Origin of the sequence: Asticcacaulis sp. AC466 (assembly GCF_000495815.1) — a bacterium.
Classification (GTDB): Bacteria; Pseudomonadota; Alphaproteobacteria; order Caulobacterales; family Caulobacteraceae; genus Asticcacaulis.
The window spans coordinates 297,075-319,113 of the sequence record NZ_AWGE01000007.1 but is presented as its reverse complement, the minus strand read 5'-3'; the positions used below and the strand labels follow the sequence as shown (position 1 = coordinate 319,113).

At 58.5% G+C, this 22,039-nt stretch carries 27 protein-coding genes and 1 tRNA gene; 14 read left to right on the top strand and 14 right to left on the bottom strand.

The window, feature by feature from the left end; all coding sequences use genetic code 11:
- Positions 1-94 precede the first annotated feature (94 nt).
- On the top strand, positions 95-1,237 hold the full coding sequence (locus tag AEAC466_RS32035) for a lactonase family protein (RefSeq protein ID WP_023457903.1): 1,143 nt from the start codon (positions 95-97) through the stop codon (positions 1,235-1,237).
- Here the strand turns inward: AEAC466_RS32035 and AEAC466_RS32030 are convergent.
- From AEAC466_RS32030 to ykgO, 5 genes are all read right to left on the bottom strand, one after another.
- Positions 1,234-2,250: a hypothetical protein gene (locus AEAC466_RS32030; protein WP_023457902.1), complete on the bottom strand. Its 1,017-nt coding sequence runs from the start codon at positions 2,248-2,250 to the stop codon at positions 1,234-1,236. The two genes, AEAC466_RS32035 and AEAC466_RS32030, sit on opposite strands and share 4 nt — an antisense overlap.
- Before the next feature lie 26 nt (positions 2,251-2,276).
- A complete protein-coding gene (locus tag AEAC466_RS32025; RefSeq protein ID WP_023457901.1) occupies positions 2,277-2,702 on the bottom strand; it encodes a hypothetical protein in 426 nt (141 codons plus the stop codon).
- Positions 2,703-2,787: 85 nt separating this feature from the next.
- The gene (locus AEAC466_RS32020; protein ID WP_023457900.1) at positions 2,788-3,063 is read right to left on the bottom strand and encodes a DUF2312 domain-containing protein; all 276 of its coding nucleotides are present in this window, start codon (positions 3,061-3,063) and stop codon (positions 2,788-2,790) included.
- Between the two features lie 98 nt (positions 3,064-3,161).
- Positions 3,162-3,764 (bottom strand): HAD family hydrolase, encoded by a 603-nt coding sequence (locus AEAC466_RS32015; protein ID WP_023457899.1) that lies wholly within the window; start codon positions 3,762-3,764, stop codon positions 3,162-3,164.
- 96 nt (positions 3,765-3,860) lie between these two features.
- Positions 3,861-3,986 (bottom strand): type B 50S ribosomal protein L36, encoded by a 126-nt coding sequence (gene ykgO / locus AEAC466_RS32010; protein WP_006274063.1) that lies wholly within the window; start codon positions 3,984-3,986, stop codon positions 3,861-3,863.
- Positions 3,987-4,244: 258 nt separating this feature from the next.
- Between ykgO and AEAC466_RS32005 the strand changes: the two genes are divergently transcribed.
- The 8 genes from AEAC466_RS32005 to AEAC466_RS31965 all read left to right on the top strand — a co-directional run bounded on the left by AEAC466_RS32005 (position 4,245) and on the right by AEAC466_RS31965 (position 10,594).
- Positions 4,245-5,567 carry a lytic murein transglycosylase gene (locus tag AEAC466_RS32005; protein WP_031238580.1) on the top strand — a complete coding sequence of 441 codons (1,323 nt, stop codon included), beginning with the start codon at positions 4,245-4,247 and terminating at the stop codon, positions 5,565-5,567.
- A 114-nt stretch (positions 5,568-5,681) separates the two neighbouring features.
- Positions 5,682-6,554, top strand: a complete 873-nt coding sequence (motA, locus tag AEAC466_RS32000; RefSeq protein ID WP_023457897.1) for a flagellar motor stator protein MotA — start codon at positions 5,682-5,684, stop codon at positions 6,552-6,554.
- A gap of 306 nt (positions 6,555-6,860) precedes the next feature.
- A complete protein-coding gene (locus AEAC466_RS31990; RefSeq protein WP_023457895.1) occupies positions 6,861-7,094 on the top strand; it encodes a hypothetical protein in 234 nt (77 codons plus the stop codon).
- A 93-nt stretch (positions 7,095-7,187) separates the two neighbouring features.
- Positions 7,188-7,370, top strand: a complete 183-nt coding sequence (locus AEAC466_RS31985; protein ID WP_023457894.1) for a hypothetical protein — start codon at positions 7,188-7,190, stop codon at positions 7,368-7,370.
- 78 nt (positions 7,371-7,448) lie between these two features.
- Positions 7,449-9,206, top strand: coding sequence for a tRNA (5-methylaminomethyl-2-thiouridine)(34)-methyltransferase MnmD (mnmD, locus tag AEAC466_RS31980; protein WP_023457893.1), 1,758 nt, complete (start codon positions 7,449-7,451; stop codon positions 9,204-9,206).
- Positions 9,207-9,263: 57 nt separating this feature from the next.
- Positions 9,264-9,722, top strand: a complete 459-nt coding sequence (locus AEAC466_RS31975) for a DUF6491 family protein (protein ID WP_023457892.1) — start codon at positions 9,264-9,266, stop codon at positions 9,720-9,722.
- A 24-nt stretch (positions 9,723-9,746) separates the two neighbouring features.
- On the top strand, positions 9,747-10,181 hold the full coding sequence (locus AEAC466_RS31970; RefSeq protein ID WP_023457891.1) for a DUF6491 family protein: 435 nt from the start codon (positions 9,747-9,749) through the stop codon (positions 10,179-10,181).
- The gene (locus AEAC466_RS31965; RefSeq protein WP_023457890.1) at positions 10,181-10,594 is read left to right on the top strand and encodes a DUF6491 family protein; all 414 of its coding nucleotides are present in this window, start codon (positions 10,181-10,183) and stop codon (positions 10,592-10,594) included. The genes AEAC466_RS31970 and AEAC466_RS31965 overlap by 1 nt, the downstream gene beginning before the upstream one ends.
- Positions 10,595-10,659: 65 nt before the next feature.
- On the opposite strand, the gene lepA is transcribed toward AEAC466_RS31965, so the two are convergent.
- Positions 10,660-12,465 carry a translation elongation factor 4 gene (lepA, locus tag AEAC466_RS31960; RefSeq protein ID WP_023457889.1) on the bottom strand — a complete coding sequence of 602 codons (1,806 nt, stop codon included), beginning with the start codon at positions 12,463-12,465 and terminating at the stop codon, positions 10,660-10,662.
- Between the two features lie 167 nt (positions 12,466-12,632).
- On the opposite strand from lepA, the gene AEAC466_RS31955 reads away from it, so the two are divergent.
- On the top strand, positions 12,633-13,076 hold the full coding sequence (locus tag AEAC466_RS31955; protein ID WP_023457888.1) for a TonB family protein: 444 nt from the start codon (positions 12,633-12,635) through the stop codon (positions 13,074-13,076).
- An 18-nt stretch (positions 13,077-13,094) separates the two neighbouring features.
- Here AEAC466_RS31955 and AEAC466_RS31950 read toward each other — a convergent pair whose 3' ends face one another.
- Positions 13,095-14,324 (bottom strand): SGNH/GDSL hydrolase family protein, encoded by a 1,230-nt coding sequence (locus AEAC466_RS31950; protein WP_023457887.1) that lies wholly within the window; start codon positions 14,322-14,324, stop codon positions 13,095-13,097.
- Between the two features lie 176 nt (positions 14,325-14,500).
- Positions 14,501-15,136 (bottom strand): fasciclin domain-containing protein, encoded by a 636-nt coding sequence (locus AEAC466_RS31945; RefSeq protein ID WP_031238575.1) that lies wholly within the window; start codon positions 15,134-15,136, stop codon positions 14,501-14,503.
- Between the two features lie 202 nt (positions 15,137-15,338).
- Between AEAC466_RS31945 and AEAC466_RS31940 the strand changes: the two genes are divergently transcribed.
- Complete coding sequence (locus AEAC466_RS31940) at positions 15,339-17,003, top strand: M28 family metallopeptidase (RefSeq protein ID WP_023457885.1); 1,665 nt, start codon at positions 15,339-15,341, stop codon at positions 17,001-17,003.
- Positions 17,000-17,353, top strand: coding sequence for an MmcQ/YjbR family DNA-binding protein (locus AEAC466_RS31935; protein WP_023457884.1), 354 nt, complete (start codon positions 17,000-17,002; stop codon positions 17,351-17,353). Before AEAC466_RS31940 ends, AEAC466_RS31935 begins: the two co-directional genes overlap by 4 nt.
- Here AEAC466_RS31935 and AEAC466_RS31930 read toward each other — a convergent pair.
- Positions 17,340-17,639, bottom strand: a complete 300-nt coding sequence (locus tag AEAC466_RS31930; protein WP_023457883.1) for a hypothetical protein — start codon at positions 17,637-17,639, stop codon at positions 17,340-17,342. The genes AEAC466_RS31935 and AEAC466_RS31930 overlap by 14 nt on opposite strands.
- 194 nt (positions 17,640-17,833) lie before the next feature.
- On the opposite strand from AEAC466_RS31930, the gene AEAC466_RS31925 reads away from it, so the two are divergent.
- Positions 17,834-18,457, top strand: coding sequence for a DUF1134 domain-containing protein (locus tag AEAC466_RS31925; protein ID WP_023457882.1), 624 nt, complete (start codon positions 17,834-17,836; stop codon positions 18,455-18,457).
- Here the strand turns inward: AEAC466_RS31925 and AEAC466_RS31920 are convergent.
- The 4 genes from AEAC466_RS31920 to AEAC466_RS31910 form a co-directional block, all read right to left on the bottom strand.
- Positions 18,454-19,485: an oxidoreductase gene (locus AEAC466_RS31920; protein ID WP_023457881.1), complete on the bottom strand. Its 1,032-nt coding sequence runs from the start codon at positions 19,483-19,485 to the stop codon at positions 18,454-18,456. The two genes, AEAC466_RS31925 and AEAC466_RS31920, sit on opposite strands and share 4 nt — an antisense overlap.
- On the bottom strand, positions 19,478-20,104 hold the full coding sequence (locus tag AEAC466_RS31915) for a TIGR02466 family protein (protein WP_023457880.1): 627 nt from the start codon (positions 20,102-20,104) through the stop codon (positions 19,478-19,480). Before AEAC466_RS31915 ends, AEAC466_RS31920 begins: the two co-directional genes overlap by 8 nt.
- A 41-nt stretch (positions 20,105-20,145) precedes the next feature.
- Complete coding sequence (locus tag AEAC466_RS44430; protein WP_023457879.1) at positions 20,146-20,283, bottom strand: hypothetical protein; 138 nt, start codon at positions 20,281-20,283, stop codon at positions 20,146-20,148.
- A 121-nt stretch (positions 20,284-20,404) separates the two neighbouring features.
- Positions 20,405-21,151, bottom strand: a complete 747-nt coding sequence (locus tag AEAC466_RS31910; protein ID WP_023457878.1) for an SIMPL domain-containing protein — start codon at positions 21,149-21,151, stop codon at positions 20,405-20,407.
- A gap of 188 nt (positions 21,152-21,339) precedes the next feature.
- Here AEAC466_RS31910 and AEAC466_RS31905 point away from each other — a divergent pair.
- Positions 21,340-21,415: transfer RNA gene (locus AEAC466_RS31905), tRNA-Ile, on the top strand.
- 54 nt (positions 21,416-21,469) lie between these two features.
- Here AEAC466_RS31905 and AEAC466_RS31900 read toward each other — a convergent pair.
- On the bottom strand, positions 21,470-21,733 hold the full coding sequence (locus tag AEAC466_RS31900) for a hypothetical protein (protein WP_023457877.1): 264 nt from the start codon (positions 21,731-21,733) through the stop codon (positions 21,470-21,472).
- Positions 21,734-22,039 lie beyond the last annotated feature (306 nt).

Genomic DNA, 22,039 nt, shown 5'->3' with positions numbered 1-22,039 from the left:
CTTATGTTTAACGTCATGAGCAAGAAGCACTGGCGCAGCATACGGATTCGTGGCTAAGGTGCGGAATTGGAAATTGTCTGTCCGGAGTCCTCAGATGCCGTCATATCCGTTTGTCGCTCAGCTCACCCAGGCGGAGCCGAATCGCCGTACCGTCCTGATGGGTATGTCGGCCGCCGTCGGCCTGTTGGGGTATGCTACGGCAGCAAGTGGTTTTTCAGGAGATCAGGTGAAATTTTTCGTCGGCACCTATAGTTCGGATACGGCCCGGGGTATTTATCCGCTGACCTATGCCCGCAGCGCGGATAGCTGGACCCTGGGGGCGCCAATGCCCGCTATCGAAAATGTTTCCTATGGGACATATGACGCCCAAACGAAGCGATACTATTTGCTCAACGAAAAGTCTGATGGCCGTGTCGCCGCCTATGGACGTGACTGGAAAACAACTGGAGAGGTTTCAAGCCACGGTCGTGATCCCTGTTATATTTCCACCGACCCGACTGGCGGCTATGTCGCGGTCGCCAACTACTCGTCGGGCAATATTGCTGTGTACAAGACAGGCACTAAAGGCGAACTGATCGAACCGCCCGTCATCCGGCAAAATGCTGGCAAGGGCCCGAAGGCCGACCGTCAGGAAGGGCCGCACGCCCATTGGGTCCAGTTTCACGGCGACTATATCTACAGCGTCGATCTTGGGACCGACCAGGTGCTGGGATACGGGTTCAATGCGGCGACGGGTGCGGTCGGCGACGCTTTTGTGGCCTATCAGGCGCCGGCTGGAAGCGGCCCACGTCACATGGCCTTTCACAAAGACGGAACGCACGCCTTTATCGCGACCGAATTGTCGAGCCAGGTCATCGCATTGCGCAAGACAACGAATGGATGTTTTGAGGCGATACAGACCCTGTCTGCATTGCCCAGCGGGTTTACCGGAGAGAGCTTCTGCGCCCATATCCTGCTTAACCAAGCTGGCGACCGGCTCTATGTTTCCAACCGAGGCGACAATTCCATCGCGGTGTTTACCGTCGCTGCGGGACACCTGGACCTGTTACAGATCGCACCGACCTTGGGCAACTGGCCGCGTTTTTTCTTGCTGCGCGAAGACCTCAAGCGCGTCGTGGTCGCCCATCAGCGCGGCAACGACCTTGTTGTATTTGAGATCAAGCCGGACGGCACATTGCAACCCAAGAATCAGACCGTCTCCGTATCTCAGCCTGTCTTCATCGCGGCCATGGCTTAAGCGCCCCTGAAAAGCGCACTCATCTCACGGCAGGTGTCGAGTTCGCGCGCGCCAAAGGCGGTGGACGGTTCGATCTGGCTGGCTTCATGCCATTCGTTGAAAGAGACGATGAGTATCCAGTCGGGCCCGGCGCCGATAGCGGCCCTCCACAATTGCCGAAACGGAGTGCCGTCGCGGCGTTTGATGACCGGACGTTTTTTCAGCCGATCGGGCAAGAGGCGATCATCGAAGCCGGGCAGGATGGTCGCGGTTGTCACCCTGGCGCCCGACTGGGCGGCGACCCACGCCTTATAGAATTGCGTGCGCCACAGGGCTGGAAGCCAGCGATGTTCGGCGGCTTCGAACTGCATGGAATAGATGTGCAACGCATCGAATAGAGGCTTGCGCGCCGCGATTTCCTCCACTGTGTTGGCAGTACCGATAAAGCGCAACGCGCCGGGCGCCTGTTTTTCGATCCGGGCCCGGGACTGTTTCCAGCCGTCGGCGCCCAGGGTTTGCATCAGGCGGTCGAAGAAAAAAACGACCGGTTTGCCATCCAGGGGAAGCCATGCGGCATGGCGGCCGTAGCGGCGGTGCAGATACAAAACATCACCGGCGACCTTATCTATGGTTTGGGCCTGCTCGACATAGGGGCATACCTTGAGGCCGTAGTGGGCGGCGGCGTCGAGCAAAAGGGGAAACTGGCGGTCGGTGCGGTCGCCTTGTCCCCACCAGGAAGCGATCAGCCCGGTAATGCCGGCATCCTTCATTTGGCGCATCTGGCGATCGATGACCGCAGGGTCGAGGCTGTCGTAAGGCCCGCCCACCGGATAGTTGGGCGCATCGGCGATTTTCTCGGCTCGGGTGTCGGGATTAAGCCAGTGGCTGTTCTCTGCCGATCGCGCTACCGTGCCATACCAGCCATAGTAAAACACCAGCACCTGGCGATCAGGCCGGGCTTGGGCGAACAGTCGCATCGGCCAGGTGGCTGCGGTCGCCAGGGCGAGAATTAAAGCGCGCCGGTCAAACTGCATAGCCACATCCTGTGTTCAGATCGACGTCAGGTGTCTTGTTCATCTGAGCCTCGGGCATTCCCTTTGGTTTTGACCTTCTTACGGATTTCCTTCAGCTTTTGCCCCTGCCGCATGGAGAGCGTGCCGTTCAAGGCCCCCTTGTCCGGGTCCGCGAAGGCCCGGCCATAGGTTTTCACCCGTTCACCGACATCTTCGATAAAGGCATTTTCCCATTCAGACAGATCGACGCCTTGTTCGGCGGCGTCGCGGCGAGCCTTTTCGAGCAGACGAATCGTCGCCGCCTGAAGCGCCTTCTTCTGGGCTTTCATCTGATCGGCGGGCGACATCGCCTTTGCAGCGAAACCTGATCCTGCCTGCATGGGCTTTTTTGCCGTCAGGGGTTTGTTGGATTGCAGGGGTTTGGAGCGCGTCAGTCCCTTATTTTCGCCCTTTGCGGGTATTTTGAAGGCCATGGCCCTGATCCTAACCCGCCGCACATGAAAAAGCCGTCCTCATACCTATAGCATGGGGACGGCGCATCATGATCGTCAATAGGTTTTAGCGATCGCCGATGGCGGTCAGATAAAGGTCGAGGATCGTTTCTTCTTCCTCACGCTTGAGCTTGTCCTTCTTGCGCAGGGAAACCACCTTACGCAAAATCTTTACGTCAAAGCCTTCGCCCTTGGCTTCGTCATAGACTTCCTTGATGTCGCCCATGATGCCGGCCTTGTCTTCTTCAAGGCGTTCTATGCGCTCGATGATGGTGCGCAGGCGGGTTTGGGCGGCGCCAGAAATAACGTCGTCGGAGGAAAAGGAGGGGGCATCGTCGGCCATGGAACGGGTATCCTGTAAAATGCGATAGCCTTAACCATAGCCGTTGCGAATCGGGACCTCAACGTCTGGATTGCGGATAAGTGATTCGCAGCTGTGGATTAAAGCAGGCCAACGGCCGTCAGGGCAGGCCTCAAGGTGGCGGGCGTGTCGAACAGGTGCGTGACAAACCCCAGTGATGCCGCCACGCGGATGTTTTCGGCATTGTCATCGGTGAAGAAAATGTCCGACGCCGGCAGGCCCAGTCGGCGCAGCGTCAGCTCATAGATGGCCGGATCAGGCTTGATCCGCTTTTCGACGCCGGAGACGATGATGTCCTTGAAGTAACCAAAAACCGGACTTTTGGAAAAAACCATGTCCGCCTTTTCGGTCGGCATATTGGTCAGGGCGTATAGAGGGACACCCTTAGCGTGAAGGTCTTCGATCACGGATATGGTTTCGGGGATTAGCCCGCCCAGCATTTCTTCGAACCGCGTGTCATATGCCACGATTTCCGCCTCATATTCGGGAAAGGCGGCCAGGCGCTCAATCCGGTTTTCCGCAAAGGTGACGCCAGCATCGTGGTGATTGTGCCAGTCCATCGGCACGACGGTGTTCAAGAACCAGGCGCGACGGTCGGCGTCGGCAAAAATCTTGCGATACAGGTTTTCCGGATTCCAGGTAATGATGACATTGCCGACATCAAATAGAACTGCCTTGACCATCTGGTCCTCCGGACACACGAAAAAACGCCTAAAGCCATGGGCTTTAAGCGTTGTTCGCTAACAGGTGTCAAGGCTGCTTTCGCAGCCGCAACAAACTTAGCCCTGCTTCGCCTTGAAGCGGGGATCCGTCTTGTTGATGACGTATACAACGCCCTTGCGGCGCACGATCTTGCAATCGCGATGGCGACCCTTGAGCGACTTGAGCGAGCTACGGACTTTCATTGGTTTTCACCTGATCTTTGGAATGGCGGTTAAAGCCGGAAACAGGGCAAGCAACCGCTCGCACGCAGGCACCAACTTCGATAGAGGGCGGGTATCTATGGGAGGGGCGGGGACTTGTCAATGTCCAATTGGGTCCAATTGGCATATTTGCCTGTTTTTGGCGGCGTCACATCATTCTGACAACAAAGTGAGGTCTTTAAGGACTTGGAAAGGCGAACACAATGAGGTTAGCTGTCCCCCATGATCAAGAGGTCCCTGATGCGGTTGCGTTATGTAAGTCTGTTCGCTGTCCTGACGGCCTGTACGACGGTTGCACCGCAAGGACCGGTTCAAACGCCGCCTAAGCCCACAACGACGACGTCGCCGCCCGCCGCCGAATCATCGTCTTCGCCCACGGCGGTGGATGCGCCTTCGGCTTCCGCGCCCCTGCCTGCCAATGCGACTTTCGATGACTGGAAGCAAAGTTTTATCGCCAAAGCCGCTGCCAAGGGATTTGCACCGGAATTTACCGCTCAGGTCCTGTCTGACGTCAAGCCACAGGCCGCCGTTACCTCGTCCGATTCTCAGCAACCGGAATTCTCCAAGCCCGCCAGTTCCTATATGCGGGCGGCGGTGTCGGCGTCGCGCGCCGCTGCGGCGCGTGCACGTCTGGACGCTAACCCGAATGTCGCCGAAATTGTCGCCAATTCCGGCGTGCCGGCGGAACTTCTGGGCGGCATTTGGACAATGGAGAGCGATCTGGGGCGCGTCCAGGGCAATATAGATGTGGTTTCGGCGCTGGCCACGCTTGCCTATAACGGCCGCCGCCGTGACTGGGCCGAAAGTGAGCTTATCGCCTGCCTCAAGATCCTGCGGGATTCGGGTATAGGCCGCGAGACCCTCAAAGGGTCGTGGGCGGGCGCCATGGGGCAGACCCAGTTCCTGCCTGACAACTATCTGACCCTGGGCGTCGACGGCGACCACGACGGCAAGGTCGATATCTGGAATTCGGATTCCGATGCCCTGGCATCGTCGGCCAATCTGCTGGCCAAGGCGGGCTGGAAGCCGGGCCAGGAGTGGGCGGTTGAGGTGATTCTGCCCGTCGGGTTCGATTATTACCTGGCCGAAACGACCAAGAAGACGCCGGCCGAATGGGCCGAACTGGGCGTCAAACGCGCCGATGGTGGATACTGGAAGCCGGCGGAAACCGGTGAGCAGGCGACGATCCTACTGCCGTCGGGGGCAAAAGGGCCTGCCTTCGTAGCCCTTCCCAACCACTATGTTATCCGCAAATATAACAATTCCACGGCCTACGCCCTGGCTGTGGGCCTGATCGCCGACCTGATTGCGGGCCGTTCGCCGCCGGTAACGCCATGGCCGGTGGAGCCGCCGCTCAGCCTCAATCAGCGGATGAAAACTCAGGAGGCGTTGAAGGCCGCCGGTTTCGATCCGGGAGCGATAGATGGCGTGATCGGGATCGGTACACGTCAGGCCATCCGGGACTGGCAACGGGCCAATCATATGACCGCTGATGGTTATCTCAGTTTTGATCTGGCCAATCAGTTTGTCGTCATGCGTGGCGGCGCGGCCGAGGCACGGTAGGTAAATCCAACCGCAACGGTAAAACGGTTTGGATTCGGTGCAGGTTAAACGCAGGATTAATGATTAACGCCGATAGTGAGCGCTCAAACGTGAGTCGCTGGGTGTTTCTCTAATATGTTTCAGATTATCGGCATTGTCTGTCTGTTCGGCATGGTGTTTGGCAGCTACATTATTTCCGGCGGCAATATGGCGCCGATCCTGGAAGCGCTTCCGCATGAAATGATGGCTATTGGCGGCGCTGCTGTCGGAGCCACGTTGATCTCAAACAGCTTGACGACGCTCAAAGGTATGGGCAGCGGCATGGGAAAGGTGTTCGGCGGCCCGAAATGGAAGGCCAGTGACTATCGCGATCTTTTGTCGCTGCTGTTTCTTCTGACCAAAACCATGAAGTCGAAGGGCGTCATTGCCCTGGAAAGCCATATCGAGAAGCCGCACGAATCGTCTATTTTCAATCGCTTCCCGAAAATCGTGAAGGATCACTTCGCCACCGATTTTATCTGCGACACCCTGCGCATGATGACCATGAACCTCGAAGACCCGCATCAGGTCGAGGACGCCATGGAAAAGCAGCTGGAAAAGCATCACCACGAAGCCATGCATCCGCCGCACGCGATGCAGGCCCTGTCCGACGCCTTGCCGGCCCTGGGTATCGTCGCGGCCGTTCTGGGCGTCGTCAAGACCATGGGCTCCATCACCGAGCCGCCTGAAATCCTCGGGGCCATGATCGGCGGCGCTCTGGTCGGTACGTTCCTGGGCATTCTTCTGTCCTATGGCCTGGTAGGCCCCTTTGCCGCCCGCATGGGGGGCGTGATCGAAGAAGATGCGGCATTTTACAAAATTATTCAGGCTGTTCTGATTGCACACCTGCACGGAAATGCGGCCCAGATTTCGGTGGAAATTGGCCGGGGCAACATCCCGACCACCCTGCAACCCAGCTTCCTCGAAATGGAAGAAGCCCTCAATAACATACCGGCGGAAGCCGCCTGACCTTTTTTGGAACCAGCGATTCGCGCCGCCGATATTGCCATCAGAATGCAATATGTGTTTCCTGGAGGCCGCCCGAAGTGGTGTCCGCGATCACAATTTTCATGGCAATTCGCCGTTAAGGATCGTTAAAATTGCCATTTTTCGCAAAAAATACGCCATTTTCGACGAAATTTACCATTTTGAGGGCAATGACGATCACAGTTTTGTGAAAATAGCCCTTGCGGGACTCGGTCAAAATGAGTATGAAAATATTCGGGCCTAGGTATCAGTTCCTGGCGCTCTCACGTTAGACATAGGATCTGATCTATGACCTCCAAGATCGTACGTACCGCCCTGGTCGCCGCCGCTGCTGTGGCTGCCCTGTCGGTCGCCGCCTGCCAAAAGCCGGCCGCCACTGACGAAGCCGCTGGTGAATCCGCCATGGCCCCGGCTGAAGCAACTGTCGACTCGGCTGCTGCTGGCGATTCTGCCGCCGCGACCGACGCCGCTGTCGCTGCCTCTCCGGCTGCTGCCGAAGCTTCGGTTGCCGCCTCTCACTAATTCATGAAATTTGACGAGGGTGCTTAATCACTCTCGGCAATAGGTTCAGGAGCTGGTCCTGGGCCTCAACACTATCAATAAGGGAATTGATCCATGACCTCCAAGATCGTTCGTATCGCTCTGATCGCTGCCGTTGCCGGCGCCGCCCTGTCGGTTGCTGCTTGCACCCCGAAGCCCGCCACTGAAGAAGCTGCTTCGTCGGAAGCCGCCGTTTCGGAAGCCGTCGTTGAATCGGCTGCTGCTTCGGAAGTTGCTTCGGAAGCCGCTTCTTCCTAATCTCTCGCCCATTGGGCATTGATTTAGAAAGAGGGGTGTCGCAAGACAGCCCTCTTTTTTATTTTGTGTGCCGCTCACGTGATAAACGACGCAAACCCGGAACTTTACTTTGCCGAAGACGGCGCACCGAGATCGGGTCGCTTCGGGGACATCTATTATTCGTTGCAAGATGGCTTGAGCGAAACACGCGCGGTTTTTCTGGCGGGGTGCAACATGCCGGAAATGTGGCGGGGCAGGGGGGGCATCTCGCTCCTGGAATTGGGTTTCGGTACTGGACTGAATATCGCCGCCGTGATGCAACTGTGGGCCCGAACGCGTGAACCGGGCGCGCATCTGCATATATTTTCCATCGAAGGCTTTATTATGAGCGCGCAGGAGGCCGGACAGGCCTTGCGCAATTGGCCGGAACTGGCTGAGATGACGGACGCGCTGCTGGCCCAATGGCCCAAAAGCCGGCGTGGCTTTCACTATATGGATTTCCCGCAGTGGGGCGTGAGCCTGACGCTCGGCCTGATGGATGTCCGTGCGGCGCTCACCGCTTGGCAAGGCATGGCCGATGCCGTTTTTCTGGACGGGTTTTCTCCGGCGCTTAACCCCGATATGTGGGCGGACGATGTTTTCGCTCAAATTGCCGCCAAAACCAGGGCGGGTGCGCCGCTTGCCACCTTCACCGTAGCGGGCTTCGTGCGACGCGGGCTCCAGGCGGCCGGATTTTCGGTCGAAAAGAAGCCGGGGTTCGGACGCAAGCGCGAACGCCTGGAGGCCATACGAACCGGCGAGGTTGCGGTTCGCCCCGCCCGCCCACATAAAATCGCCGTCATCGGCGCGGGCATTTCCGGTTGCGCCCTGGTGTATCAGGCCCGCCTGCTTGGGATTGGTGTTGACCTGTTTGAGGCGGGCAATCCCGGCGCGGGGGCGTCCGGGAATGAGGGCGCCCTGGTTACGCCGCGTCTTGATGCCGGCGCCAATGCGATTTCCGACCTGTATGCCGATGCGTTTGCCTATGCGGGGGCGCTGTATCGGCGCCTGTGCCCGGAGGCGATACTGTCCGAGGGCGCCCATCAGTATGAAGCCACAGATCGTGACGCCTCGCGATTTGCCCGGATCGTTACGCAAACGGGCTTTGCCGATGGAGACCTGCGTCTGTTTTCAGCCGGTGAAGCAATTGACGGGCCGACGTCTAGCGGCATCTATATCGCGACCGCTCTATCGGTGCAGCCTCGCACGGTGCTTGACGCTTTATTGGCCGGCCAGCAACCGGTCCAGGTGCGTGTAACAGGTGTAACCCCATCGACCGTTCAGGGCGAAGATGGAGATTTCACCGGATATGATGCGGTCATCCTGGCGTGCGGCGAGGGGATGCTCGATCTCGCGGGCGAGGGGGTACGACTTCAGCCGGTTCGGGGGCAGGTAGAATGCGTCGCCCTTACGGACGGGCCAGGCGGGGCGATCAGTTGGGGCGGCTATGCTTTGCCGCTTGCGGACGGCGTGTTGTTTGGCGCGACCCATGTTCGCGATGATCGTGGATCAGATATCCGCGCCGAGGATCGTGCCTTGAACATCGCCAATCTCGCCAAAGTCATCCCCGCCGGGGCGGCTATGGCGGAGCACCTGCCGTCACGGTCCCGCGCGTCAGTGCGGGTGACGACACCTGATTATCTGCCCGTGGCCGGACAGGCCGAATCGGGCGTGTGGTTATTGACTGGACTTGGGGCGCGCGGCTTCTGTCTGGCGCCCTTGCTGGCCAAGGCAGTGATGACGCAAATTTTGTGCAAAACCTTTGCCCTGCAACGCCAAACGGAACGTCTAATCGATTGCCGCCGGTCGAGCGTATAAAAGCTGTTCATACGCCGTTCAGGTAGGCTGAGTAGACTCTGTGCCAGAGGTGCCATCATGACAAAATCCACCTACATTCTTCCCCTGGCAGCGCTCGGCTTCGGGGTCATTTTTGTGAGCGGCGTCATGGCTGTTTCGGCCGGAGCCATGTCGGCGGGCAGGCCAAATCCGGAAAGCCGAGTCAATCGCGACCCGCGTGCCTGTTTTGATCCGGCGCATGTCCGAAGCTTCAATACAATCAATGATCATAAAATGATCATCGTTTCGGATTGGAACGAGGCGTACGAGCTGGAACTGGGTGGCGCTTGCATGGGAATAGATACCAGTATGCGCATCGGCATTCGATCCCGTGGCCTCGGCATGGCTGACGTTTGTGGGCCCATGGATGCTGAAATCTTCTATAGCGACTTGTCAGGCAATCGCGTGCAGAGCTGCACGGTGACGAGTGTCCACCACCTGACCGGCGATGAAGCCGCTCCCTATGTAATGAAACGCAAGGCCGATCGCGCCAAGTAGCGCATCGCAGGAAGGAACAGAACTATGGCGAAAAAAATGTATCTGGCCGGCTTTATTGCCGGTGGGCTCATGGCCGGGGCCATAGCGGTGACGGCCTTATCTGGTGCGGTGCCTGTGCTGGCCCAGGATCGGGGCGATGCGCGCGCCTCCGCACCCAGACAACCCCCTAAGTGTCTCGATGGTCAAAATACCGGCCGCTTCCACGTCGTTGATGAGAAAACACTGCTGATCTACGACCGGTCGGGCAATGCGTATAAGGTGGGCGTTGGCGGCCCCTGCCGCAGTATGACCGACTTCGATCAGTTCGGCTTCGAATTCCGTGGCAACACACAAATCTGCCGTGCTTACGACGCCACGCTTCTGCGGTCGCAAAATGGCGAACGTCCGCTTAAGTGCATTATCAACAGCGTACAGCCTATCAGCCGCGAAGAAGCGGAACATCTGGACCCGAGCAACTGATGACCCAAGTCAAACTTTTAACGGCCGGTATTTGCGCCTTGCTCGCCGCAGGTATTGCGCTTGCGGCCGGGCAATCCATGGCCGATGACGACAGAGCCGTTGCGGACGCGCGCTCCACAACAAAGCTGGAAAAATGTGTTTCAACCCCTATCGATCAAACCGTCGTTATTGACCGTAAGACCCTGCTTATGACCGATTATCGCGGCAACTCCGTGGTGTTGACCATGGCCGGGGACTGCATGTCGAAGAACGAGGCGATCGGTATCGAATATTACAGCACTGGACGCGTGTGCCGTCCGGTGGACGTCACAATCACCGGCGACGTCACCTCTGCCATTCCCACGCGCTGTATTATCGCCAAGATCGAGCCGATTTCGCGTGAAGACGCCGAGGCGCTGAAGGGCCGCCGATAGATAGATGATGCTTTCCGGCGCCGATGGCGGGGTCGGAAAGCACGGGCTTCTATCCAGAGCCTATGTCAATCATTGTCCATCTTGAGGGCGGCGATGAAGGCTTCCTGCGGGATTTCGACCTTGCCGAACTGCCGCATCTTTTTCTTGCCTTCCTTTTGCTTTTCCAAAAGCTTCTTTTTCCGGGTCGCGTCGCCGCCGTAGCATTTGGCCGTCACGTCCTTGCGAAGGGCGCGCACGGTTTCGCGAGCGACGATCCGGCCGCCAATGGCCGCCTGAATCGGAATGACAAACAGATGTTGCGGGATCAACTCGCGCATCTTCTCGCACATGCCACGGCCGCGTGTTTCGGCCCGGTCGCGGTGAACCAGCATAGACAACGCGTCCACCGGCTCGGAATTGACCAGGATGGACATCTTTACCAGATCGCCTTCGCGATATTCCTCGATCGTATAGTCGAAGGAGGCGTAGCCCTTGGACACCGATTTCAGGCGGTCGTAGAAGTCGAACACCACTTCGTTGAGCGGCAGGTAGTAAACAACCATCGCGCGGGTGCCGACATAGGACAGATCGGCCTGGCTGCCGCGGCGGTCCTGACAAAGTTTGATAATCGCGCCGAGATAATCGTCAGGACAGAAGATCGTCGCCTTGATCCACGGCTCCTCGATATGGTCGATCTTTACCGGATCGGGCATATCGGCCGGGTTGTGCAGGTCGATGACATCGCCGTTGTTCATGTAGATCTTATAGACAACCGACGGCGCGGTCGCGATCAGATCGAGATTGAACTCCCGCGACAACCGCTCCTGGATAATTTCCAGGTGCAGAAGTCCAAGGAAGCCGCAGCGGAAGCCGAAACCCAGAGCTGCGGACGTTTCCATTTCGAACGAGAAGCTGGCGTCATTGAGCCGCAGACGGCCCATGGCGGCGCGCAAATCTTCGAAATCGGCCGCATCGACCGGGAAGATGCCGCAGAAGACGACCGGCTGCACTTCCTTGAATCCCGTCATGGCGGCGGCGGTAGGCTTGCGCTCGTCTGTGATGGTGTCACCGACGGCGGCATCGGACACTTCCTTGATCTGGGCGGTGAAGAAGCCGATTTCGCCAGGCCCCAGGCTTTCCACGTCGGTCGCCTTGGGCTGGAATACACCAAGCTTGTCGATCTTGTACGTCGCGCCGGCGTTCATCAGCTTGACCTGCTGGCCCGGGCGCATACGGCCATTGAAAATGCGGACCAGAACGACAACGCCGAGATAGGGGTCATACCAGGCATCGACCAGCAAGGCCTTTAGCGGTTCGCTTTCTTCGCCCTTGGGGGCGGGCAAGCGCGTGACGATGGCTTCGAGAACGTCCTCGATGCCCAGGCCGGACTTGGCGGAAGCCAGCACGGCGTCGGAGGCGTCTATGCCGATGACATCCTCGATCTGGGCGCGCACGCGTTCTGGTTCCGCAGCCGGTAGGTCGATCTTATTGAGGACCGGGACGATTTCGTGGTTGTTGTCGATGGCTTGGTAGACGTTGGCCAAGGTCTGGGCTTCGACCCCCTGTGACGCATCGACGACCAGGATAGAGCCTTCACAAGCCGCCAGTGAGCGCGAGACTTCGTAGGCAAAGTCGACGTGACCCGGCGTGTCCATAAGATTGAGTACGTAGGTTTCGCCGTCATGGGCCTTGTAATTCAGGCGGACGGTCTGGGCCTTTATGGTGATGCCGCGTTCGCGCTCGATATCCATATTGTCGAGCACCTGCTCCTTCATCTCGCGCGCGGTCAGGCCGCCGGTATATTGGATGAGGCGGTCGGACAGGGTGGATTTGCCGTGGTCGATGTGGGCGACGATGGAGAAATTGCGGATCTTGGAAAGGTCTGTGCTCATGGGGCTGCGGATAGCATGATGCGCCGCAAGAAGAAAGAGGGCAGGGGATGAGGGAATACCCCGTCGCCATTAACCACATCCCAAAATTAGCGATTGCCAGACTCTCCTTATTGCCCCTTTATAGCCATCAGTAGCTTACTGCATGAAAAGCGTAACAAGGTGGGCTTATGAAATCGGCTGTTCTTTCGATATCTCTTCTGTGCGGGCTGGCAGCAACAGGCGCCGGAGCCCAAGATGCTACGGCCTATGGCGGCGGCGTTAAATGTGCGCCGATCGGTGAGCCGCAAATTGGTGATGCACATGTCTTCACCCGCGACGGCAGTGACCTTAGCGACGCCGGCGAATATCCCCGCCCGGCCAAGATTGCTTCCATTGAAGGCCAGGCGGCGGTCGACTGCCAGATCGGTCAGGACGGCTATCTGACGCGCTGCGTCGTGGCTTCAGAAAGCCAGCAAGGATACGGTCTTGGTCAAGGCCTGGCGGTTACGGTCCTGAAATGGGCCCAGACAGATACCGCGCGTCCGGGCCACCAAGCCGGAAACTGGTTGCGCTTCACGACCAACTGGAAACTCCCGCCCAGCCAGGTTGCCACGGCAGAAAACGCCCGGTAAGGCGCTTTACGCGGTGGCTCACTCCGAGAAAAGCTTCACGTCTACTGCGTCAGCCATCGCCTTGTAGCCGGCTTCTGACGGGTGAATATGGTCGCCGCTGTCATAGACGGGCAGCAAATGTTCCGGGTTGGCGGGATCGCGCATCGCTGCATCGAAATCAATGACCGCATCGAAACGGCCCGACACACGAATCCAGTGATTGATCGCCTGGCGATCGGCTTCGCTGACCGGCTCCGGATGATAGAAGGACATGCCCATATAGGGCATGATGGTGCCGCCATATATTTTGAGACCATGACTATGGGCGCGGTCGATCATCTGAACATAGGCCTGTTTGATTTGCTCTACCATCGCCGCGTGCGCTTCCGGCGTGGCTGGGCTTTCCTTCGTCAGCATGCCCAGGTCATTGACGCCTTCCAGCAAGATGATGTGACGCACGCCGGGTTGGCTCAGCACATCGCGATCAAAACGCGCTAGGGCATTGGCACCGTTGCCGTCCAGCAGCAGGCGATTGCCGCCAATGCCTGCGTTCAGCACCGTAAAGGGTTTATCCTTCAGACGCTGCGCCAGATAGTCTGGGAACCGGCGATTGCTGTTCGGTGTAATACCGTAGCCATCGGTGATCGAATCCCCGAACGTGACAATCCCCTTGGTGGCTGCGGGAGCCATGACCTCAATACCGGCGATGTTGTACCAGTGATTGACCGGCGTCGCATCGGCCAGGCCGGCCTCCGCCCCACGGTCGCCCGCCACGACGTAGGATGTCGCTCGTGATCCCGGATGGCCGGTCTGCGTCATCGGTGCCTGAGACAGGTGGAAGCTTATGGCCAGGTCCGCCTGATCGGAGACACTGAGCGTTATAGGGTCGGATAAGACGTCCGCACCGGCCGGAATGACGATGTCGTTGCGGCCATTGAAGGTGACGGCGCGGTCTGTTGAGGCATCTATGTCAGCGGAGGCGGGCGAGAGCGCGTGGGCGAGGTGGACATTGCCGATCGGAAGCGGATCCGTGCCCATGGCGTTCGACAGCCGCAACCGAAAAAGGCTGCCGCCCTTGGTGATATGGACAATCTGGCGCAGGGTGACATTGCTGGACTGCTCTGGCGGCAATACACTATCCGCGCCGGCTTTCATCTGCGCCGAATACCACGTTCCCACCCAGCCGGACGGCGTTTGTGCCCAAACCGGCGTGGCGCACATGAACACAATGGCGGTCATCACCGCCGCGCGACGTGTGAAAGAAATCATGGTGGCGTCCCTGCATTATTTGTTAGCGCTAACAGCGCCGCCGATTTATGCGCCGGATTCTGCGGGGAGGCAAGATGCGAAAACACCAGGCCGTCTTGGATACGCGGTTTCATCCCGACAAAAAGACCCCGGCGCGGGTGAGAGCGCCGGGGTTAAAGTTGGCCGTAAGACTGAAATTAAGCGGCGGGCAGCAGAACCTTGTCCACAACATGGATGACGCCGTTGGATTGCTGGACATCGGCGATGGTGATTTCCCCCTTGGCGCCGGTTTCGTCGGTCAGCCAGATCGTGCCGGCATCGTCCTTAGTGGCCGTCAGAACGCAGCCGCCAAGGGTCGTGATCTTGTAAGCGCCATTATTTTTGTCGATCCATGTCGATAAGTCGCTGGCTGAGACTTTTCCGGCCACGACATGGCAGGTCAGAATCTTGACCAACTGCGCCTTGTTTTCCGGCTTCAGCAGGGTGTCCAGCGTGCCGGCCGGTAAGGCCGCGTGCGCCTCGTTCGTCGGTGCAAAAACGGTGAAGGGGCCGGGACCTGACAAGGTGTCAACCAGACCGGCGGCCTTGATCGCAGCCACCAGGGTTGTATGGTCCTTGGAGTTCATGGCGTTTTGAACGATATTCCGGTTCGGGTACATTTCCGCGCCACCGACCACTGGATTGCCCGACGCGGCCATGGGCGATTTTTGGGAATAATGCATCTGGTGAGCGGGGTTCTGATCCGCCTGGGGCAGGTTCGGATTTTGTGCGCCAGCCGCACTGGCGGTCAGAGAGGCGGCGGCAATCAGGGCGAGAAGTGAAAAAGAGCGCATGTCGGTTCCTTTGTAAGCCACGCCGTATGCGGTGTGGATATCTGCAAAGAGATACGCCTGCGAAAGCGAACCGGATTTCGCCTTTATGACTTCCTTATTCAATTCCTTGTCGTCGCGTCCGGGTCGCTTACTTTCGCTTACAGCTTGACTCCGGTGGGACGGAAACTAGCATCACCGGCAACGATTTTGTGGAGGCAACCAAATGTTCAAGTCTATTCTTCTCGCCACAGCCGCTTTGGTGATCGCTCTCCCGGCGACGGCTAAGACGCCGGCGGCCAACGCCCCGGTCATAAGCGCGGCCCGGATTTCGCAAGACATTAAGGTGATTTCCGCCGACGATTTCGAAGGGCGAGGAATTACTACGCGGGCCGAACAGAAGACGATCGACTATCTGTCCAAAAGCTTTGCCGCGGCGGGTTTTCAACCCGGCGGCGACAATGGAGGCTGGACGCAGGACGTGCATTTGCGCCAGTTCGTGGTCAGCGACCCCAAGCTGGCCTTCAACCTCGCTGATGGTAAGACCATGGACCTGCACCAGGGCGTTGAAATCACCGTCTCGACGCGCGGTGCGACCAGCGATGTGAGCTTCGATAAGGCACCGCTGGTTTTCGTCGGCTATGGTGTCAGCGCGCCGGAGCGCAACTGGAATGATTTCAAAGGCCCGGATGGCAAAGATATAGATGTTCGCGGCAAGATTTTGGTCGAACTGATCAACGATCCGGACTTCGTCGAACCGCAATTGATGACGTTCAACGGCAAGGCCATGACCTATTACGGCCGTTGGACCTACAAGTACGAAGAGGCGGCTCGTCGCGGTGCGGCCGGGGTGTTGATCATCCATGATGCCGACGCCGCCTCTTATGGCTGGGATACGGTGCGCAATTCCAATATCGGGTCGAAGTTCGATATCGTCCGTCCTGATCCGTCTACGGCCAGCCCGAAGCTGGAATCGTGGATCAGCCATGAAACGGCCGACGCCCTGTTCAAGGCCGCTGGGCAGGACCTGGCGGCATTGCGTGTCAAGGCGCGGTCGCGGGACTTCCGTGCTGTGGACCTGAATGTCACGCTGAGCGGCAGCTACAAGGTCGCCGCCACCGAAATCACGACCCACAATATCATCGCCCGCCTGCCGGGCACCGAGCGACCGGACGAAACCATCCTTTATACGGGGCACTGGGATCATCTGGGCATCTGCGCGCCGGACGCCAAGGACAAGATCTGTAACGGGGCTGTGGACAATGGCACGGGCGTCGCTGCCCTGTTAGAAATTGCCCGCGCCTTCGGAAAAGCGCCGAAACCGAAGCGCAGCATCGTCATGATCGCCTTCACCGCCGAAGAAAGCGGACTGTTGGGATCGGAATATTATGCCAACAACCCGGTCTATCCCTTGGCCAAGACCGTCGCAGGCATCAATATGGACGCCCTGAACGTCAATGGCCGAACAAAGGATATCGTGGTCGAAGGTGTGGGGCAGTCGTCGCTCGACGATTTGGTCAAACTGTACGCGACGGAACAGCACCGCACCATAACGCCGGAACCGCGGCCGGAAGCCGGCGGCTTCTTCCGCTCCGACCACTTCCCGCTGGTCAAGCGCGGCGTGCCCATGCTGGTTGCCGGGTCGGGTGACGACATGGTCAAGGGTGGCGTCAAGGCTGGAGAGGCGTTCAGCAAGGACTACACCGATAACCGATACCATCAGCCGGGCGACGAGTGGTCGGCCAAATGGGATTTGTCGGGACTGGTGGAAGATGCCACCCTCTATTACCGCATCGGGTCGGCCCTGGCCAATTCGACGGTTTGGCCCACATGGCGCGATACTTCTGAATTCAAGGGCGCGCGTGACAAGACGGCGGCTGAGCGCAAATGAGCCTGACGCTCCAACGGCTCTGCGAACTGGCGCTGGAATTGCCCGGCACCGAGGCCGCGGAGTCGTGGGGCGCGCCGAACGTCAAGGTCGGTAAGAAGGCGATGTTTTACTGGAACCCCAAACGGGATGCACCGGTCTTTAAGATGGATTTCGAAACCCGCGACTTTTATCTGGAAGCGGATCCAGAGACCTTTTTTACCACCGACCACCATCGCAACTGGCCGTGCATTCTGGCGCACAAGGACCGAATCGATGAGGAGTGGATACGCGGCAATCTGCGTCAGGTCTGGCTGAAACAGGCGCCTAAGTCGCTTTTAAAGGTGCATGAAGCCGATATCAGATCGCGATAAGACAGATGTCCGTGTTCAGTGGGGCCAATTCCTGGGGCAATGTCAGTAAAAGGCTCGCAAGCACAAAGAGCTGCGGCGCCAGCCAGAACGCCTTTCGCCGCCCAGCCAGGGCGGTATAGACAAACAGTCCCCACAGGGTCGCGATAAGTCCCAAACGGATATAGACCGTAGGCAGGTCTCCGCAGGGCTGGGCTATCGGGGCGAATAAAAGTGCGGCCAGGAGCAGATAGCTGGTGACGATTGCCACGGGCACGAAAGGATTAGGGGGAATGGGGCGAGGCGGCATGGCCGCAGTGTATCTCAGTTTGCATCCGTTCATTAAATAATATGGCGGGCTTACGGCAAGTTGAGCCCTATTGAGGACACATGGCCCTGCCATCGTTTACTTTACTGGGGAATTGCCGCGTAAGAGGATGTTAGTAAATCCTTGATTAACCTTCTTGGCTATAGACCCCAATCGCACATTGAGGAGTGAACGCCATGGAACGTCGTCAGTTTCTTTTGGCCGGAGTGGCCGCCACGGCAACGCCGCTGATCGCCGGTTTGGCGCCGCGTATCGCCGCCGCCCAGGACTATCCGACCGAAAAGGGTCGGCCGGCCCAGAATACCGAATATCGCTACTACACCCGCGAGGAAATTCTGTCGGCCGGGTCCGACTTCCTGGGCGTCACCGTCGAAGCCCTGGGCGGAGCTTTGGAAAAGATTTTCGCCGATTACGGCGACCATCCGACGGCCTATATCGCCGGGACAGAAGTTTCGGGCGCCGTCGGCATGGGACTTCGGTATGGCAAGGGCAACCTGTTCATGAAGGACATCGCGGAGCCGACGCACATGTTCTGGGGAGGGCCGTCGATCGGATTCGACACAGGCGCCAATGCCTCGCGCGTCTTTACGCTGGTCTACAATCTGCGTGAGCCCATCTTCATGTATCGGCGTTTCCCCGGCGTGGAAGGGTCCGCCTATTTCATTGGCGGCCTGGGCATCACCTATCAGCGGGCTGAAGGCATCGTCCTGGCGCCGATTCGCGCGGGTGTCGGTTTCCGCCTGGGTGCCAGTGTGGGCTATATGAGCTTCTCGAAGAAGCGTCGCGTGATCCCGCTTTAAGCGGACACCCGGCGGCCTTGCTGCGCGCTAATAAAGCCGAGCTCAAGCAGTTTCATGACTTTCAACGCGTCCTCTCCGGTCACCGGATTGGGCGCGTTATCTTTTAACGCTGCCGCGATGCCCTCGTAATAGGCGAGATAGTTGCCTGGGCAGGGGATAATCGTCTCAGGCGTGCCGGGCAGCTGATCGATTACCGGCGTGAAAATGCCCATGACAGGGTCGTCACCCCATCCCGTGTCGCCCGGCGTACGTCTCGCCTTAAGCATATCTTCCTGAGCGTCCATGCCGAATTTGACGAAAGCGCCTCCAGAGCCTTGCGCTTCTATAGTCGGTCCGGGGATAGTCGTCATCATCGACGCGTGCAGAATGACGCGTAACGGGCCGTAGCCCAGAATGGCGTGAAAATAGTCGGTTGTGGTCGCGCCCGGCCTTTGGTTCGCCAGGTCGGCGCTGATCCATTCCGGCCAGCCGAACAGGGTCAGCGCTTGATCGAGCAGATGGGAGCCGAGATCGTACCAGATGCCGGAGCCGGGACCTGCGCGTTCCCGCCAACGGTCGCGGACCACTGGGCGCAGCCTGTCGTAACGCAGCACGAATTGGTACAGGTCTCCCAAGCGTGGCCGCAGCGCCTGAAAGGTCAGGTGATTGCTGTCCCAGCGGCGGCAGTGGAAGACGGAGACCGTCCGGCCGACACGCGCGGCGTGGGTCAGGACCGATTCCCCTTCTGCGACGCTGAGCGCGAACGGCTTATCGATGACGACGTGTTTTCCGGCATCCAGGGCTTCGTGGGCCTGGGAGGCGTGAATGTCGTTCGGCGTGGCGATGATCACCAACTCAATCGACGGATCGGCGAGAGCGTTACCCAGGTCCGGCGCCACCGTGACGCCGGGCAAATCCGCGCGTACCTCGTCTGGCCGGGAAGAGACGACGATGGCCAGCTCAAGTCCTTTTGCTGCCCGGATCAGCGGCGCGTGGATGGTCTTGCCGGCGTAGCCGTACCCGACCAGAGCGGTTTTGATATCAGCCATAGTTGAAGCTCACCGAAATCCGCACGTCGTCGCTGAGATTGATCGGGACCTCGTGACGCAGCCAGCTTTCCCACAGCAGAACGGTGCCTGCCATAGGCGTGACATTGACGAAGCTCTGATGCTCCGCCTTGCCTGATGCCTTACGCAAAGGCGCGTGCATCATGAATGCCAGGCGCGGGTCTTCCAGGCGCAGGGCGCTGGCCCCTTCCGGAATGGACACATAGAAGGTGCCCGATATGACGCTGTGCGGATGGATGTGGCTGGAATGGTGCCCCATGGGTTCCAGAATGTTTATCCACATCGAATCGAGTTTCAGCTTCTTGCCGTGCAGGTCGAAATCGAGCGCTTCCGCAAAGGCGGCGACATGGCCATCCAAAACGGCCTTCAACTCGGCGAACACGCTGGCGCGCGCCGGCAGGTCGTTCAGCGAGGCATAGGAGGTGTAGCCGACATAGCCCTTTTGCTGGGACCAGGTTTGGCCGGCTTCGTCTTCGTCGGCAATGGCGCGACAGGTGTCGTCGAGATCTTCGAGCAGGGCATCGACTTTGCCCTGGCCCGCCAGATCGGCGCGATACAGATTGGTGACAAAAAGCGGGGTGACCGAGCCGGGAGTTTTCATGCGCCTGTCCTAATCCCGCGAGACGGGCAGGGCAAGATCAATCAGGCGTTCATGCCGAAAAGCATGGCGGCCAGAAAGATGCCGATGTGAATCGGATGAAAGGCGCCAATATAGACTTGCGTCGGTATGGCGACGGCAAGGGTCCGGGCGGCGGCATGAGAGGGGCGTTTTCCAAACATGCACGAAAGTTAACAAGTCGTTAACGCAGTGTCACGCCTGCATATGCTAATAAGTGTGGAAAAAACGAAAAAGCCCGCCACGGGAGAACCGTGACGGGCGAAAGAGGGGGGAGGACCGTGTTTACTTTTCGAGTTCGAAGGTTGCCGACACGTTGACACTCAATTGCAGTTCACCGGCGGAAACGGGTGTCGAGGCGTCTGCCGCCTTCGCGCGGAACATCATTGGTTGCGGCTGGTTGTAGACAGGGCCGCCTTCCTCGATCGAAATGATGCGCTTGACCTTCATGCCTGTCGCCGTGGCGTAGAGATTGGCGCGCTTAAGCAGGGTGGCAACGGCGCTCTGGCGTGCCTGATCCAGCACGGCGTCGTCATTCTTCAGACCGAAATTGATCGAATCGACTTGGTTGATCCCAGCCTTGATGACGGCATCGATGACGGTCCCTGTTTGGTTCAGGTCGTTGATGCGAACCGTGATCTGGTTCTGCGCCTGATAGCCGGTCAGCTTGGGCGCCTGGCCGTCCGCGTAATTGTATTGCGGGTTGAGATTGAGATTCGACGTCTGGATATCCTTCGACGCGATACCGGCGGCTTTCAGAGCGGCCATGACCTCGTTCATCTTGACGCTGTTTGCTTTCATGGCGCCTGATGCGGTGCCCGATTGCGTCACCACGGCGAAGTGAATGGTGGCCATGTCCGGTGTTGCCGCGACTTCGCCGGCGGCGGACAGGGATAATGTGCTGGGTGCAGGCATCATGAGAACAGGTGTAGACGTCGTCTGGGCGGCGGCCATCATTGGCGCAACAGCCAGGCCAGCGGTGAGAACGCCAAGGGCGAAGGACTTCAGCAGGCGGGAGTTGACGGCGGTCATGGATGGATCTTTCTCTTTTTTAAATGTCATAGGCGCCGTATCTCTACGGTAAGGACATAATTGCAGACGTCGCATGAATGTGGGCTGAACACGGCGGACAGATGAAAAATACCCTTTAAATATGTGAAGCCGCATGGTAGGCACGCCGTCCTCCATAGGTTTCTTCGCATTGCTGAGGAAATGTCCGGGGGCCTGTAGCTCAATGGTTAGAGCCGACCGCTCATAACGGTCTGGTTGGGGGTTCGAGTCCCTCCGGGCCTACCAAAATTTACGGCCGATGCGGTAAGCGCATCGGCCGTATTCATGTCAGAATACGATCTAATTGAGCTTGCGTTCGACCTTTTTGCCAGCTTCGTCGAGATTACGTTCAACGTTCTGGGCGGGTGGTTGGTCGTCCAGCTTATTGGCTGCCTTATCGACACCGTGAGGCAGGGCTTCTATGGCGTCCCCGACGCGCTGACCACCGGTGCGGTGATCCTGCATCAGATAGATAGCCGCGACAGCGACAATGGCAATAACGGCGACGGCCAGTATGACGAGCACGCCGTTATTGCCGGAAGACGATTGGGTAGTGATGGCCATGTCGATTCTCCATTGACGGTGGCGCAAACCTATCCGGAAAGCGTGCAAGGGCGCAGTACACGCCTAAGGCGCTGAATGTAAGCGCAGGATCAAGCGGGGGAGTGGCTGTTTTGGCGTGCGCTAGCCATCGTTACACTGGCAACGCTTGTCTGCGTTATGATCCTTGCCCGGGCGGAGCGGTATCGGACGAGATTATTACGACCATAAGGTCGGCGCTCCAGAGCAAATGTGGGGAATAGCGCAATTAGTTGCGGATTTTGGATAGTCTTCCGCTTTCTGCCGGGTGAAGGGTTTGCCTGTTATCGC

Coding starts and splice junctions, on each gene's coding strand:
- AEAC466_RS32035 (WP_023457903.1), top strand. CDS start 95: ATGCCGTCATATCCGTTTGTCGCTCAGCTCACCCAGGCGGAGCCGAAT.
- AEAC466_RS32030 (WP_023457902.1), bottom strand. CDS start 2,250: ATGCAGTTTGACCGGCGCGCTTTAATTCTCGCCCTGGCGACCGCAGCC.
- AEAC466_RS32025 (WP_023457901.1), bottom strand. CDS start 2,702: ATGGCCTTCAAAATACCCGCAAAGGGCGAAAATAAGGGACTGACGCGC.
- AEAC466_RS32020 (WP_023457900.1), bottom strand. CDS start 3,063: ATGGCCGACGATGCCCCCTCCTTTTCCTCCGACGACGTTATTTCTGGC.
- AEAC466_RS32015 (WP_023457899.1), bottom strand. CDS start 3,764: ATGGTCAAGGCAGTTCTATTTGATGTCGGCAATGTCATCATTACCTGG.
- ykgO (WP_006274063.1), bottom strand. CDS start 3,986: ATGAAAGTCCGTAGCTCGCTCAAGTCGCTCAAGGGTCGCCATCGCGAT.
- AEAC466_RS32005 (WP_031238580.1), top strand. CDS start 4,245: ATGCGGTTGCGTTATGTAAGTCTGTTCGCTGTCCTGACGGCCTGTACG.
- motA (WP_023457897.1), top strand. CDS start 5,682: ATGTTTCAGATTATCGGCATTGTCTGTCTGTTCGGCATGGTGTTTGGC.
- AEAC466_RS31990 (WP_023457895.1), top strand. CDS start 6,861: ATGACCTCCAAGATCGTACGTACCGCCCTGGTCGCCGCCGCTGCTGTG.
- AEAC466_RS31985 (WP_023457894.1), top strand. CDS start 7,188: ATGACCTCCAAGATCGTTCGTATCGCTCTGATCGCTGCCGTTGCCGGC.
- AEAC466_RS31975 (WP_023457892.1), top strand. CDS start 9,264: ATGACAAAATCCACCTACATTCTTCCCCTGGCAGCGCTCGGCTTCGGG.
- AEAC466_RS31970 (WP_023457891.1), top strand. CDS start 9,747: ATGGCGAAAAAAATGTATCTGGCCGGCTTTATTGCCGGTGGGCTCATG.
- AEAC466_RS31965 (WP_023457890.1), top strand. CDS start 10,181: ATGACCCAAGTCAAACTTTTAACGGCCGGTATTTGCGCCTTGCTCGCC.
- lepA (WP_023457889.1), bottom strand. CDS start 12,465: ATGAGCACAGACCTTTCCAAGATCCGCAATTTCTCCATCGTCGCCCAC.
- AEAC466_RS31955 (WP_023457888.1), top strand. CDS start 12,633: ATGAAATCGGCTGTTCTTTCGATATCTCTTCTGTGCGGGCTGGCAGCA.
- AEAC466_RS31950 (WP_023457887.1), bottom strand. CDS start 14,324: ATGATTTCTTTCACACGTCGCGCGGCGGTGATGACCGCCATTGTGTTC.
- AEAC466_RS31945 (WP_031238575.1), bottom strand. CDS start 15,136: ATGCGCTCTTTTTCACTTCTCGCCCTGATTGCCGCCGCCTCTCTGACC.
- AEAC466_RS31940 (WP_023457885.1), top strand. CDS start 15,339: ATGTTCAAGTCTATTCTTCTCGCCACAGCCGCTTTGGTGATCGCTCTC.
- AEAC466_RS31935 (WP_023457884.1), top strand. CDS start 17,000: ATGAGCCTGACGCTCCAACGGCTCTGCGAACTGGCGCTGGAATTGCCC.
- AEAC466_RS31930 (WP_023457883.1), bottom strand. CDS start 17,639: ATGCCGCCTCGCCCCATTCCCCCTAATCCTTTCGTGCCCGTGGCAATC.
- AEAC466_RS31925 (WP_023457882.1), top strand. CDS start 17,834: ATGGAACGTCGTCAGTTTCTTTTGGCCGGAGTGGCCGCCACGGCAACG.
- AEAC466_RS31920 (WP_023457881.1), bottom strand. CDS start 19,485: ATGGCTGATATCAAAACCGCTCTGGTCGGGTACGGCTACGCCGGCAAG.
- AEAC466_RS31915 (WP_023457880.1), bottom strand. CDS start 20,104: ATGAAAACTCCCGGCTCGGTCACCCCGCTTTTTGTCACCAATCTGTAT.
- AEAC466_RS44430 (WP_023457879.1), bottom strand. CDS start 20,283: ATGTTTGGAAAACGCCCCTCTCATGCCGCCGCCCGGACCCTTGCCGTC.
- AEAC466_RS31910 (WP_023457878.1), bottom strand. CDS start 21,151: ATGACCGCCGTCAACTCCCGCCTGCTGAAGTCCTTCGCCCTTGGCGTT.
- AEAC466_RS31900 (WP_023457877.1), bottom strand. CDS start 21,733: ATGGCCATCACTACCCAATCGTCTTCCGGCAATAACGGCGTGCTCGTC.